The following is a 13283-nucleotide window of genomic DNA, read 5'->3' on the forward strand; positions in this document are numbered from 1 at the left end:
TGAAAGGAGCCCGCACCATGAAAATTATTACAACTAAAAAACTGGTTTCCACCTTTAAAAAAAGCAATGGCAAAAAGCAACATCTGACCATCAAAGACCCTGCCGTCGATAAATCCGCCGCCGAAGTCCGCGAAGCTTTGGAGCTGCTGACGACATTGGATATTTTTGAAGAAGAAAACGGCGTTAAACCATTCGCGGAGGTCGATACCTGTAAATACGTAGAGACCATTAAATACATTCAATTTGATAAGGACAACCCCGTCGAAGCGGTAGAACCGACGACTCTGTCTAAGCCAATCAAAGTCCCTGCACCTGTCACCTGCCCAAAACCGAATTACGAAAAATTCGTTGATTTAGTATGCCCTGCAGCCTTGGAGAACTTATCAGACATCCATTTTACCGTAGAAAAAGAAGCCGCCGAAGCGACTCCTGATCCCGTTGTTCTTAAAAACATTGATGGTCTTGACTCAAATGCGCCCACTATGCGCCAGCCAATCGAGACATCACCTGCAGCAGCTCCAGAAGTGTCGCCAATTTCCGAAAAACCGAAAAGGAAAAAGCGGCTGATTAGTAAAATGAAGGAACTGTTGTTGGGCGGATTTCCCTGAATAAGTGGTTGATAGAGCTGTACATGGGGTTCATGATTTAGTTAGTACTTTTACGGAGCTGATTCAGTGTACCGTCTTTTAAGCCTGCACAAAATAACTGTCTATTGCTCAGCAATAGACAGTCATAAAATTCTTCATTCATTGGTTCGTTGCTGGAAGGTAAGTCCTATTTCTGATCGATCATGGGCCTTACTCTTCCGTAAACTTCTTGACAATATTGATAACGCCTTCACTTCCCGCTATAACTCCCTGTGAGACTAAGTTTTCAAGCGGGAAAATGGCCCTGCCGGTTAGAACCTCTAGCAGCATCGGCAGATTTACGCCTGAGATGGCTTGGACATCATACCCTTCCGCAAGCAGTAGCGCGACTGCATTTGAAGGAGAGCCGCCGAATAAATCAACAAATACCAATGTTGGATAATCATTGTCAAATTTTCTCAGCTTCTGTTTGAGTGCACTGACCAAGGCATCTAAAGACATTTCAGGGGTAAAGACTAAGGTTTCAAAATTCTCTTGTTCACCAATGATCATCTCGGCAGATTTTTTGATTCCTGTCGCGAATTCACCGTGGGTCATAACTAGAACATTGCTCATATTGGTTTCCATAAAAATCTCCCTTTTTTCAGTCTAAAAGATATGCAGCAGTGAGCCAGCAGCACCTAACACAATCAAAATAAGCAATAGCTTGATCACTGATACATTCTTTTTGTCGTGCAGATACCATATGACCATCACCAATATGAATGGCAGCAGGCCTGGCATTAAACCATCTACAATGTCCTGTAATTTAGTGACGGCTCCACCGCTTCCCCACTTGATCGGGGTACTTAATGAAACGAACTGAGCAGATAATCCGCCGACGACTGTTAGACCGAGGATGGACAAGAAGCCAGTAACCTTTTCGATCATAGCTGGAGAGAAAATCTCAGAGTCCATGATTTTCATTCCTTCTCTAAATCCAAACTGAACACCCCAAAGTCCGAAGCCTAAGGTAATTGCAGTCCAGCCAACCAAGAAGATGATCGGGCCTAAAATATTCCCATCAAGAGCCAATCCCATACCAAAGCTTAGCAGCAGCGCATTTCCGGTACTTGCAAATAATGAGTCTCCTAATGCGGCCATAGGTCCCATCAAGCCAGATTTGATGGCATTAAAAACATCATCAGGAATATCTTCACCCTGTGCTTTTGAAACCTCCATCGCACAAACTGCTCCAATCAGCGGCAGGCCAATGGTTGGTTCAGTATTGAAAAAGGCCATGTGTCTTGTTAATGCTTGCCCCATCTCGTCTTTATCGCCATTCGTCACCTTCTTCAAAACTGGAACGATACTCCAGGCAAAGGCCACATTCTGCATTCGTTCCCAGTTCCAAGCTGACGTATTGGACATAATCCAACGAAAGCCGACCTTATAGATATCCTTCTTCGTCACTTCTTGAGCTGTATTAGGCATGTTCATGTCCTCCCGCATTTTCTTGATTTAAGTAACTGATCATCGCTAATGCGATCCCTATTAGAGCAACAGTAAAAATCGGCAGTTCCAATGCTGTCACAACAATAAATCCAAGGATAAAATAGCCCATCAGGCTTGGTTTAGTAAGCAGCATTTTCAACAGTACCGCCATCCCTAAAGCAGGCAGCATCCCTCCAATAACGGTGATGATTGCTGTTAACCATTCTGGAATGATTTTAACGATATCCTGCGCAGCTGAAGCGCCAAAATAGAGAACTAAAAAGGCTGGAACAAAACGGAAAACAAAGGCGATGATCTGGGGTAAGCCGATTGTCATGAAGGTCAGCTTTCTAAGATTTCCCTCAGCGGCATACTCATCTGTTTTATGAACCAAAAAGGAATTAATCGTCGCAAATAATTGCCAAACAAATGTACCGATCAGCCCTAAAGGAACTGCAATAGATACAGCTATTTCAGCTGAAACCCCTGTCGAAAGTGCTAATGCCGTTCCGACATATCCGGCGATCCCTATATCTGATGCCATCGCCCCGCCTGGAGTAACAGCGCCGATATATAATGCATTGATCGTAGCCCCAATGATCACACCATTTTTTACATCCCCCATAATGATCCCAACGATCAGCCCTGCAACTAAGGGTTTGCCAAAGACATGATACGCAATTCCTTGCCCACCAAGCCATGGTGTCGCAATCCAAGCTAAATAAGTGAAAAGTGAAATTAATACCGCTTGTAATAAGTTCATTTGTTTACTCCTCCCAATCTATTAAAACGTTGAAACAGGCTGCCCCGGCACTGTTTGCATAAATACTTCTACGCAGTCTTTACACTTTAATGTATCGATTGCTTGATAATTTTCCTCGTCTAGGTGAACTGTTTGTGCATATTTTTTTCGCCCTGGTGCCATTCCGATATTTCCGACATTCAGCTTCCAATCATACTGATTGTTGGCTTCAATTACTTGCTTGGCACTTACTGGTGCCTTCGTAATGAACAGCGTGTCATTTTCCGAGTAATCATTTACACATTGCACTGCTTCATCCACTTTTTTGATTACCAGCTCCACATGCTTTGGCGTCGCCATTGTCAGCGCTTTCGAAATAATCGGATTGCTAGCTGCGAGGTCATCAATAACCACGATTCTTTTTGCCCCTAATTGTTTGATCCAAGCAGTCACTACTTGTCCATGTACTAATCTGTCATCGATTCTAAAAAACATATCCATTCTCCTTTTTGCCAACGGCTTTATTTTTTTGTCAATTTTTTAGCTTGGGTATTCATTCACATGTTCTGGTGATAGATAAGAGATAGCAGCGCTATCTCTTATCCTGTTAGTTCTCATTCATCATAAAGGATTCTGCTTAGCAGCTCATCTTGCACGTCTTTATCTAAATTAACAAAGATGGCACTGAAGCCACTGACTCGAACAATTAGATTCGGATATTTTTCTGGATGCTTTTGGGCATCTTCCAAAATTCCGTGGTCAACGATGGTCACCATCAAGTGGCAGCCGCCTTTTTTAAAATAGGTATTGAATAGATAGTTGATCTTCGTTCGATTCTTGTTGAACATATTAGGTGTAAACTTAATATTCTGGACTGACCCGCCATGATACTTCGCATCAAAGGTGGCCAATGAATTTAGTACGGCTGTTGGTCCACTTTGTGCCGCTCCGCCTTGAGGATTATTTGCAGGATTCATGAACTGTCCGGCGTATCTGCCATCCAAAGATGCAGAAGTCTCGCGTCCCCATTCCGTATTTGTCTGGTTATTAGAGATGACAATCAGGTAGTACTGCATCCCCTTTGCAATTCCTCTTTCACGGATACCTTTTGCGACAAACTCATAAAAATCATTCGCTAACTCGTCAACCTCAGCGATATCATTTCCATACTTGCCCTGTTCCCAAAGCTCTTCACGAATTGTTTCATAGCCGGAAAAATTATGCTTAGCCGCTTCGACCAACTCTTTAAGCGAATATTTCTTCTCATCATAAACAAGTTTCTTGATTGCATATAAAGCATCGCTGCTATTGATGTTTCCATATGTTTCATTGGTTCCGCCGAGATAACGAATCCCACCATCTAAGATCGCCTTGCCTCTTGAAAGACAGTCATCCATCAAAATACTCGCAAACATGAAGGAAACTTCTCGGTTCATCAATTCATAGCTATAGTATTGCGCGTCAGCGGATAGATCGAAGTAATAATCCAACAGGTCTTTGTAGTTGGCATATAAATCGTCAAAAGATTCAAAATTTTCAATCTTTTTAATGTGTACAGGTCCTGATTTTTTGATGCCGTCCATCGGATCGACACCTTCGTTTAGCGTGATAGTCAATAGCTTCAAAAGATTCAATAACGTATTTGGTGTTCCGACACTTTGACCTTGAATCACGAATTCTCCGCAGCCAAACGGTACATATTGCTCCGCGGTTTTACGATCTACACGCATTCCATGCATCACTGCCGGCACGTTCACCTCATCGTTATAAAGCGTTGGGTAGGTTGCCCCTGCACCGATACAGTCATAGGCCAGATCCATGATTTCCTCTGGCGTATCTTTATTAAATCGTAGAGTAAATTGCGGTTCAACATACTTGCAATCTTTCGTGACTTTGATGGCGATTTTGGCAAAAATGTCTGCTGCTTCGGGATTTTTACGACCGTAGCCACCAACAATAATCCGACCATTCACTGTGGTACGACGATTCTCAATCAATGTCCATAAGGATTTCAAATACTCATAGGCATCCTCCTCAGTGATTACCCCATTTTCCAAATCATGCTTTAAATAAGGCCCTAAATAATCATCTAATCGGCCATAATTTATACAACCAGCTAATAAGGCGTATAGCCATACCATTTGAAGCGCTTGATGGAAGGTTTGCGGTTTTTGATACGTAATTACCTTTAAGTCGTTTTCCATCATTTCTAATTGCTTGATTCTTTTTTCTGTCGTTGCCTCAGTTTTAGCCTCATTGACTAACTCTCTTAAATGATCACACACCGTTTGGTAGATGTTGAGGGCATCGATTGAGGCTTGGAGAAACTCAGTAGAGCCCAGCTCTTTTTGCTTTTCGAGAACAAGCTCCTTTAAGCCTTCGATACCGTTATCAAGAAGCTTAGGATAATCCAGCATCATTCCGCTCAAACGCGCTGTTGCCATCAATGGCGCTGTTCCATCAATAAATCGACTAATGATGTTTTCCTGAAGCGCGTCTGCGCAGTACAAAGCCTTTACATCGTGGTTCTCCCAATAGTCATACATGGCGTCCACTCTGGCTTTCTCTTCTTCAGACGCAAGTTCATTTTTGAATTTAGCCAATTTATCAAAAACACAATAGTGACCAACACCACCCAAAGATGTCACACAACCAAACCCAATCGGTAAGAAATCAAGACGACCAGCCACTAAATCCGTGGCTTCAATGCTTCGAAAAAGGGTCGGGTAAATTACCTTTAAGCAGTTGATTTCCCGAACTTCTTTGGAGAGTCCCTCAGAATCTTTATGAGCCTTCGTATAGGCCTCCATGATTTCCAGCTGCTCGGCGGGTGTTTTTTCGCTTGGCAATTTGATACTGACTTCAACGTTTTGAACTCCAGCAATGTTTGCCTTTTTCATTTTAATGTTTACTCCTTTCCGCTTCTCGCCAATTATTTTGGTAACCGCTTAATAGATCAGTAAACCGTTTGGTAATATAGTGAGGACGTGTGATGGCACTGCCTACGACAACTGAATGGGCGCCTAAATATAATACTTTCATTGCATCCTCCGGAGTATAAATGTGCCCTTCCATCATGACAAACGCCTCATCCTTAAAGTCTCGGCACATTTTGGCAAATTCACGGAAATCGGGGCCTTCAATATGCTTCGTCTCTTCTGTGTAGCCATATAAAGTTGGCGCTACGATATCCGCACCGTTATCAATTGCCCAACGAGCTTCATCATAGTTAGAAACGTCCGCGAAAATGATTGCTTCGGGAATTTCCTTTTTCACGATCGGCAGCAGGTCTCTTGCGATGGTTCCCTCATGTGTGGTCTGAGTTGTACAATCTAACGCGATGATCTCCGCTCCAGCATCCCAAATCGCCTTGCAAGCTTCTAAAGTTGGTGTAATGAAAACATCCGTATCCTCATGCCAGATTTTCCAAAGACCGATTACTGGAAGATCCACATTATCCTTAATCATTTTGATTTGCTCAGGCATGTTGGCACGTATCGCAACTGCCCCGCCCCATTTTGCGCATTCAGCCATTTTAATCGACATGTCATCCGTGTAAATGGGTTCATCTTTCTGAGTCTGACAAGAGACAATCAGCCCATTTTTTAACGATTCAAGCAATTCACGCTTTTTTGGATCATTTGTTTTCATTACACATTCTCCTTACTCTATCGAGATAATATTTTTATATTTTTTTCCACCTTCAGGCATTTTGTTGGTAATCACTTTTTCAAAGTCATCAAAACTTCCGAAGGTGCTTAAAGCCGTTAAATGAAACTTGGAATCGTCAACTAGTAAATACGCGTGCTTGCTTCTTTTGATGACTGCCTTCTTGATACTGCCAATTTCCATTTCGCTCGTATACACTTCACCAAAATCAATATCGGCTCCATTGGCTCCAATAAAGGATCGATCAAATCGAAACTCCTGCATCTGTTCAATCGTCGATGGCCCATAGCAAATCTCATGTTTTTTACTGTATCGTCCACCCAGCATATAGACTTCTGCATCTAGCTGATTCAAACGGTTCAACACAAAGTAGCTGTTGGTTACGATCTTTATCTTCTTATTGCGCAGAAAAGGAATCATTTGCATGGGTGTTGTCCCGGAATCTAAAAAGATAAGATCTCCGTCCTTAACCTCATTCGCCGCTAGTTCAGCGATCTGCTTCTTTTCTTCTTGATGAACGTTCACTTTTTCAAGTACAGGTCCTTCCGTCAAATCACTGATCGTTTCTTCTAAACCAACTTGAACGACTCCGCCACGTTCACGATCGACCTTTCCTTGCTCTTCTAGAAGCTTCAGATCCCGCTGCACCGTTGATTTTGAAACATTCATTTCCTTGCATAAATCACTGATGCTGATCATCGGCTGAGATTTCAAGCGTGATAAGATATAGATTTGACGTTCCTTTGCTAACATAAAAAACTCTCCTTTTTTGTCTTTTCTTTCCATTATACAAATCAGCATGAGAGTTTGAAAGCTCAAAGAGTTATTTTGATTCATTTCAAATCATAATACTTCATCCCGAGCTATCCGAAAGAAGTTCTATTGGAACAACTGTTTATTTACCACAACTGTAGTGTAACACCTCACAAATTCCATATCAAGTCTTTTTTAATCTTTTTGATTCATTTTGAGTCATTTCGATTCAAAATGCCTTTATTTTTGGATTTGATTCACGTATACTAAGGATAGGTTTAAATGAGGAGGTAGAAATAATGCCGGAGCTACAAGGCTGTATTTTTAATATTCAACGATTTAGTATTCACGACGGTCCTGGTATTCGAACAACGATCTTTTTTAAAGGATGTCCACTACGCTGCACTTGGTGTTCAAATCCTGAGTCGCAAAACAGATTGCCTGAACCCATTTGGGATAATCAAAAGAAGAGAGAAATCATTACTGGTACATACTATACGGTCGAAGAAGTTATGGCAGTCATACGTAAAGATTTGGACTATTATGAGGAATCTGATGGCGGGGTTACTGTGACTGGCGGCGAAGTCCTAGCTCAAAAGGCGTTCGTTCTTGAACTCCTGAAAAAATGCCAAGAAGAAGGAATCCATACTGCCTGCGAGACTGCCGCTTACTCATCAAACACAGACTTTAAGGAATTAATTGATTGTGTTGATTTATTGATCATGGATATAAAGCATTATTCCGAGGAGCCTCATAAAGCCAAAACAAACGTTTCACTAAAGCCTATCCTAAAAAATTTGGACCAGGCCATTAGCGAGCAAAAGAATATGCTTTTGAGAATCCCGATTATCCCTGCCTATAATGATTCCCTTGAAGATGCAGAAGCTTTTGGGAAATTATTACGACTTCATAAGGTTCAAAATGTTGAACTCTTACCCTTTCATCAATTTGGCAAAAGCAAGTATAAATACTTAAATCGAGAATACGAATACGATGGTGTTCCTCAGCTACGGAGTTCAGACCTTATTCCGTTTGCCAGAGTCTTAGAAACGTTCGATATTGAATGCTCGATAGCTTAGAATTTTTAATAAACAATCTATTCATTTCCATGGAACTCATTTTGAATCACAATGAGTCCCATGGTCTTTTTTTTCAAAAAAAAAACTGTGGACACCATCCGTTAAGGATACTGTCCACAGCATTTTCTATAAAGCCTCTTTTAAATATAGATCGCGAGCGATTGATACGGCTGAAGCTCGATTCTTTTAGCCAGTTTTTCCGTTTCGTAATTGTTGATCAGCACTTCTCCTGACAAAAATTCCTCCGGCAAATCAAGGGTTGCTTTTTGTGAGAAAAAATTATTAAGAACAAGCAGCGAATGGTTTCCCCAACGTCGAATGTAGCCATAGACCTGTGGATGCTCTGGCAGAAAGGCTTCATAGCTGCCCTCTGCGATTACAGGATACTCTTTTCTTAATTGTATTAAGCGTTGGTAATAATTAAAAATCGTTCCCTCTTTTAGTTCTCTTGCCACATTCAACTCTTTTGCTGATTTCCCTACTGACATCCAAGGGGCAACGTTTGAAAAACCGCTGAATTCTGAATGATCCCACTGCATCGGTATACGGGAATTATCACGAGCCTTTGTTTTAATGATCTCGAATGCCTCCTCTTCAGACATTCCTGCTTCAAGCAATTCTTCATAAGCATTCAATGTCTCCACATCAACATATTGATCAATCGATTCAAAGGCCGGATCAAGCATTCCGATTTCTTCTCCCATATAGATGTACGGCGTCCCACGATTCAGGTGAATCGCACTTGCCAACATTTTAGCACCAGCCACTCGATAATTTTCGGCATCGACAAAACGATTCAATGCACGAGGCTGGTCATGATTATTCCAAAAAAGCGCGTTCCAGCCATTTTCTTGACTCATTTTTGTCCCAAAGCTGTGGAAGTTTTCTTTTAGCTTGGCAAAATCAAAGGGCATTTTTGTCCATTTTTTTCCATCCATATAATCCACCTTCAGATGATGAAAGTTAAAGGTCATGGTCAGCTCTTCTCGCTCGGGATTCGTATACAGAATGCAATTTTCTGGTGTCGTCGAACTCATTTCACCAACCGTAACGATCTCTTCATCCTCTCCAAATGATGCTTGATTCATCATCTTGATATATTCATGAACGATTGGCTGATCTGTATAGGCCGGCTTTCCATCATTTTCCGCACAATCTTGAAGGACTTCATCCTTGCCAATCAAATTGATCACATCGAAACGAAAGCCTTTGACTCCTTTGCTCATCCAAAAACGTAAAACCTCGAATAGTTCTTCACGTACCGCAGGATTGCGCCAATTCAAATCCGCCTGCGATTGCTCAAAGAGATGTAAATAGTATCTGCCAGTCTCGCCAAAAGGAGCCCAAGCATTCCCACCAAATTTGGATACCCAATCCGTCGGCTCATCCCGCAAAATAAAGTAATCCTGGAATTTCTTTTCTCCAGCCAAAGCCCTTTTGAACCATTCATGCTCGGTAGAAACATGATTGAAGACCATATCCAGCATGATTTCGATTCCGTTGGCTTTCGCTGTTGTCGTCAGCTCTTCGAAATCCTTCATTGTTCCGAACATCGGATGAATCGCCAGATAGTCAGCGACATCATAGCCATTATCTTTTTGCGGGCTTGGATAGATGGGATTTAACCAAATCATATCCACCCCTAATTGCTTTAGATATGGAATTTTTCTTTTGATTCCCTGCAGGTCTCCTATGCCATCTTGGTTCGTATCCAAAAAGGATTTTGGATAGATCTGATAGATTACTTTCTCTTTAACGCTCATTTTGCTCCTCCAACTTTACAATTCTGTTGCTAATAAAATTTTTTCTTCATTTGTTACTTTCGAAGCCGCTTCAATCAATGAATCTACGTGAAACTGTGTCGAGTTTGTCACGATGACCGGCGTTTGAACTTCATAGCCCGCGGCTTTAATAGCTTCCATATCAAACTCCATTAAAATCTGACCTTTTTTCACACTGTCGCCTTGCTTTACATGGCTCGTAAAATGGTTGCCATCTAATTGAACTGTATCGATGCCAATATGAATTAGGACCTCGATTCCTCCCAGACTGACCAGACCTAGCGCATGCTTCGTTGGAAACAGCAGACTAACCTGACCATCAAATGGAGCCACTACTTTTCCTTCACTAGGCTCGATTACCACCCCTTGTCCCATCATTCCTTCAGAAAAAACAGGATCTTTTGAACTGCTCAATGGGTGTATAACACCTGGGATTGGTGAAAATAATTCTACGATTGTGTCAGTCTTTTCTGACTGATCCCCGCCCAATGTTGGAACAATTTCTTCTTCAATGCGATCAATTTTATTAAAGACACCTGCTCGTCTAAACATTAACGTTAAGAAAAATGGAACCACTATTGCAATAACCATCCCAATTAAAAAGATCAAATAGTCCTGAGGGCGAATCGATAAAATCCCTGGCAGACCACCGACACCTATTGATAAAGCTCGAACTTTAAATAGTGTGACAAAAAGTCCAGCGATCCCGCTGCCGATCATAGCGGCAATAAACGGATAGGTGTATTTTAAGTTTATTCCAAACATCGCAGGTTCAGTAACACCCAGCCATGCTGAAATAGTCGAAGGAATCGAAACCTGCTCTTCCTTCTTATTCCCACGATGAGCAAATACGATAGCCAAAACGGACGCTCCTTGCGCGATATTTGATAAACAAAGGATTGGCCATAAGTTCGTTGAACCAAAGTCAGCGATCAATTGTGAATCAATTGCTAAGGTTGTATGGTGCAAACCAGTAATCACTAACGGCGAGGTCAACGCTCCTAAAACACCGCCAAACAGCCAGCTAAAGCTAGAGGTCAAGCCTGCATTTACCACTGAAGAAATAATGGTGCCTATTTTCCAACCAACTGGTCCTAACACAATATGTGCAGCCAAAATAGTTGGAAGCAAAGAGAAAAATGGCACAAAGATCATCGATACCGCTTCAGGAATATGCTTGCGGAAGAAACGCTCCAAATACACAAACAGAAAGCCTGCTAACATCGCTGGAATCACCTGCGCTTGATAACCGATCTTATCAACGGTGAAAAAGCCAAAGTCCCAAGTCCAGTTCTTCGCAATCTCTGCAGCAGCCGTACTATTTACCGCATAGGCATTCAGTAGCTGCGGCGAAACTAGCGTGATCCCTAATACAATCCCTAAAATTTCAGTTGCTCCCATCTTACGAGCAATACTCCAAGTAATACCTACAGGTAAAAAGTGAAAGATCGCTTCTCCTGGCAGCCATAAAAAGCCATTTACACCATTCCAAAAGGTTGAAGCTTCAACAATTGTTTGTCCATTGAGCCAGCCCATTGGCACAGCTTCCAAAATATTGCGAAACCCTAAAATCAGCCCCCCAACAATAATTGCTGGTAATATCGGAGTAAAAATTTCTGCCAGCATAGTGATCGCCCGTTGAAGTGGATTCTGATTTTGCTTAGCAGCAGCCTTTGCCGCATCCTTGGAAACACCCTTGATTCCTGAAGCAGCCACAAAATCATTGTAAAAAACTGCTACGTCATTTCCGATAATTACCTGAAACTGCCCTGCGTTCGTAAACATTCCTTTGACACTGGGAATATTTTCGATTCGTTTTTCATCTACCTTTTCAGACTCATTCAAAACAAAGCGCATACGTGTTAAGCAGTGTGTGACGGCAGAAATATTTGCCTTACCACCAACAGCCTCTAATAACTCCCTTGTGTCTTTATCGTACTTCCCCATTGCTTTTCCTCCCAGTATTTTTTCTTGTATAAATAAGTTCATCTGTTGGCATAACTATAAGTTCAACGTCACACAATGTAAACCGCTTACTTTTTTTCGTTGATTCATAAAATTAGAGCACTTTAATTTATCGATCGTTCTTGGTGGTGAAATAGAAAAAACTAGTATGAATCGTCAACACAGGTCTGTGCCTACACATACAGGCTTAGATGAAAATAAGATTTCTCTCATTTTAGTTTTTAATGATTCCGCCAAAGGACACTTTACTTCCAACCTTGTTCCTTTATAATGAATGTACTTAAATGAATATTCAGCGAGGAAAAATGTGATGAGAGTTTATGAGATGATCTACCAATCGATCGAGCGGGGAATTTTAAAAGGCGTGTATGAAGCGGGAACCTTCCTGCCCAGTGAAAACAAATTGCAGGAAATTTATCATGCTTCTCGTGATACGATTCGAAAAGCTTTGTCACTTTTGATGGCCAACGGCTATATTCAAAAAATTCAGGGAAAAGGCTCTTTAGTACTGAAACGAGAGCAATTACGGTTTCCGCTTTCTGGTCTAACAAGCTACAAGGAATTACACAATTCCTACGGCTATAATAGCCATACTGAGGTCATCAGTCTGAAAAAAATTACCATTGATGATAGCCTGTCTCTTGAAACAGGCTTTGAAAAAGACAATGTTTGTTGGGAACTGCTGCGTGTCCGTGCTATCGACCAAAAAAAAGTTATTTTAGACAAGGATTTGATCCTGACTTCAATCGTCACTGAACTTGATACAGAGATCGCCAAAGATTCTCTCTACAACTATTTTGAAAGCCAATTAGGATTAAATATCGCCTTTGCTGAAAAAGAAATCACTATTGACGCGCTGACTGATGAAGATCACGAGCTTTTAGATCTCAATCAACATGATATCAATATCGTTTCTGTGAAAAGCCGTATCTTTACTAAAAGCGCCTGCCAATTTCAATTTACAGAAAGCCGGCATCAAGTAGATAAATTCCGCTTTTTTGACTTTGCGAGACGCCATCACTCAACTATATAGAATTTTTAAAACTAATACATCTGTTTTTTTATCCTTAGTTATTTCCTCACTCTTTAAGTTGTTTGAAGCTTATAGAGTGAGTTTTTATGTCTAAAAAAGATAAAATAGGGACCGGCTTTATGCTCCGATCCCTATGAATTGATCGTATTTGAACCATTGGATGGCTGCGTGCAATGTACGTTTGAAGTCATTCTAATAGCT

The 13283-nt window shown here is 41.4% G+C and carries 12 protein-coding genes; 3 read left to right on the forward strand and 9 right to left on the reverse strand.

Features of this window, described 5'->3' with window-relative positions:
* Positions 1-17: 17 nt before the first annotated feature.
* Positions 18-608, forward strand: coding sequence for a DUF2922 domain-containing protein (locus tag IGI67_RS19190; RefSeq protein ID WP_429958892.1), 591 nt, complete (start codon positions 18-20; stop codon positions 606-608).
* A gap of 189 nt (positions 609-797) precedes the next feature.
* Here IGI67_RS19190 and IGI67_RS19195 read toward each other — a convergent pair whose 3' ends face one another.
* The 7 genes from IGI67_RS19195 to IGI67_RS19225 all read right to left on the reverse strand — a co-directional run bounded on the left by IGI67_RS19195 (position 798) and on the right by IGI67_RS19225 (position 7224).
* A complete protein-coding gene (locus tag IGI67_RS19195) occupies positions 798-1214 on the reverse strand; it encodes a PTS sugar transporter subunit IIA (RefSeq protein ID WP_429958893.1) in 417 nt (138 codons plus the stop codon).
* Positions 1215-1235: 21 nt separating this feature from the next.
* The gene (locus IGI67_RS19200; protein ID WP_207109482.1) at positions 1236-2060 is read right to left on the reverse strand and encodes a PTS system mannose/fructose/sorbose family transporter subunit IID; all 825 of its coding nucleotides are present in this window, start codon (positions 2058-2060) and stop codon (positions 1236-1238) included.
* On the reverse strand, positions 2053-2823 hold the full coding sequence (locus tag IGI67_RS19205; RefSeq protein WP_207109483.1) for a PTS mannose/fructose/sorbose/N-acetylgalactosamine transporter subunit IIC: 771 nt from the start codon (positions 2821-2823) through the stop codon (positions 2053-2055). The genes IGI67_RS19200 and IGI67_RS19205 overlap by 8 nt, the downstream gene beginning before the upstream one ends.
* Positions 2824-2844: 21 nt before the next feature.
* A complete protein-coding gene (locus IGI67_RS19210; protein ID WP_207109484.1) occupies positions 2845-3297 on the reverse strand; it encodes a PTS sugar transporter subunit IIB in 453 nt (150 codons plus the stop codon).
* Between the two features lie 119 nt (positions 3298-3416).
* Positions 3417-5702 (reverse strand): pyruvate formate lyase family protein, encoded by a 2286-nt coding sequence (locus IGI67_RS19215; RefSeq protein ID WP_429958894.1) that lies wholly within the window; start codon positions 5700-5702, stop codon positions 3417-3419.
* Position 5703: 1 nt separating this feature from the next.
* Complete coding sequence (locus IGI67_RS19220; RefSeq protein ID WP_207109486.1) at positions 5704-6453, reverse strand: N-acetylmannosamine-6-phosphate 2-epimerase; 750 nt, start codon at positions 6451-6453, stop codon at positions 5704-5706.
* Positions 6454-6465: 12 nt separating this feature from the next.
* A complete protein-coding gene (locus IGI67_RS19225) occupies positions 6466-7224 on the reverse strand; it encodes a DeoR/GlpR family DNA-binding transcription regulator (protein ID WP_429958895.1) in 759 nt (252 codons plus the stop codon).
* A gap of 299 nt (positions 7225-7523) precedes the next feature.
* Between IGI67_RS19225 and IGI67_RS19230 the strand changes: the two genes are divergently transcribed.
* Entirely contained in the window at positions 7524-8303 is a 780-nt protein-coding gene (locus IGI67_RS19230) for a glycyl-radical enzyme activating protein (RefSeq protein ID WP_429958896.1), read from the forward strand.
* Between the two features lie 140 nt (positions 8304-8443).
* Here the strand turns inward: IGI67_RS19230 and treC are convergent, their stop codons facing one another.
* The gene (gene treC / locus IGI67_RS19235) at positions 8444-10066 is read right to left on the reverse strand and encodes an alpha,alpha-phosphotrehalase (RefSeq protein WP_429958897.1); all 1623 of its coding nucleotides are present in this window, start codon (positions 10064-10066) and stop codon (positions 8444-8446) included.
* A gap of 15 nt (positions 10067-10081) precedes the next feature.
* On the reverse strand, positions 10082-12031 hold the full coding sequence (gene treP, locus IGI67_RS19240) for a PTS system trehalose-specific EIIBC component (RefSeq protein ID WP_429958898.1): 1950 nt from the start codon (positions 12029-12031) through the stop codon (positions 10082-10084).
* Positions 12032-12359: 328 nt separating this feature from the next.
* Here treP and treR point away from each other — a divergent pair, with 328 nt between their 5' ends.
* On the forward strand, positions 12360-13082 hold the full coding sequence (gene treR, locus IGI67_RS19245; protein WP_429958899.1) for a trehalose operon repressor: 723 nt from the start codon (positions 12360-12362) through the stop codon (positions 13080-13082).
* Positions 13083-13283: the final 201 nt, after the last annotated feature.

Source organism: Enterococcus sp. AZ196 (assembly GCF_050498845.1).
GTDB classification, from domain to species: domain Bacteria; phylum Bacillota; class Bacilli; order Lactobacillales; family Enterococcaceae; genus Enterococcus_A; species Enterococcus_A murrayae.

Excerpts from the sequence above, each read along its gene's own strand:
- treP (WP_429958898.1), bottom strand. The coding sequence starts at position 12,031 with ATGGGGAAGTACGATAAAGACACAAGGGAGTTATTAGAGGCTGTTGGT.
- IGI67_RS19190 (WP_429958892.1), top strand. The coding sequence starts at position 18 with ATGAAAATTATTACAACTAAAAAACTGGTTTCCACCTTTAAAAAAAGC.
- IGI67_RS19200 (WP_207109482.1), bottom strand. The coding sequence starts at position 2,060 with ATGCCTAATACAGCTCAAGAAGTGACGAAGAAGGATATCTATAAGGTC.
- IGI67_RS19225 (WP_429958895.1), bottom strand. The coding sequence starts at position 7,224 with ATGTTAGCAAAGGAACGTCAAATCTATATCTTATCACGCTTGAAATCT.
- treC (WP_429958897.1), bottom strand. The coding sequence starts at position 10,066 with ATGAGCGTTAAAGAGAAAGTAATCTATCAGATCTATCCAAAATCCTTT.
- IGI67_RS19205 (WP_207109483.1), bottom strand. The coding sequence starts at position 2,823 with ATGAACTTATTACAAGCGGTATTAATTTCACTTTTCACTTATTTAGCT.
- IGI67_RS19195 (WP_429958893.1), bottom strand. The coding sequence starts at position 1,214 with ATGGAAACCAATATGAGCAATGTTCTAGTTATGACCCACGGTGAATTC.
- IGI67_RS19230 (WP_429958896.1), top strand. The coding sequence starts at position 7,524 with ATGCCGGAGCTACAAGGCTGTATTTTTAATATTCAACGATTTAGTATT.
- IGI67_RS19210 (WP_207109484.1), bottom strand. The coding sequence starts at position 3,297 with ATGTTTTTTAGAATCGATGACAGATTAGTACATGGACAAGTAGTGACT.
- IGI67_RS19220 (WP_207109486.1), bottom strand. The coding sequence starts at position 6,453 with ATGAAAACAAATGATCCAAAAAAGCGTGAATTGCTTGAATCGTTAAAA.
- treR (WP_429958899.1), top strand. The coding sequence starts at position 12,360 with ATGAGAGTTTATGAGATGATCTACCAATCGATCGAGCGGGGAATTTTA.
- IGI67_RS19215 (WP_429958894.1), bottom strand. The coding sequence starts at position 5,702 with ATGAAAAAGGCAAACATTGCTGGAGTTCAAAACGTTGAAGTCAGTATC.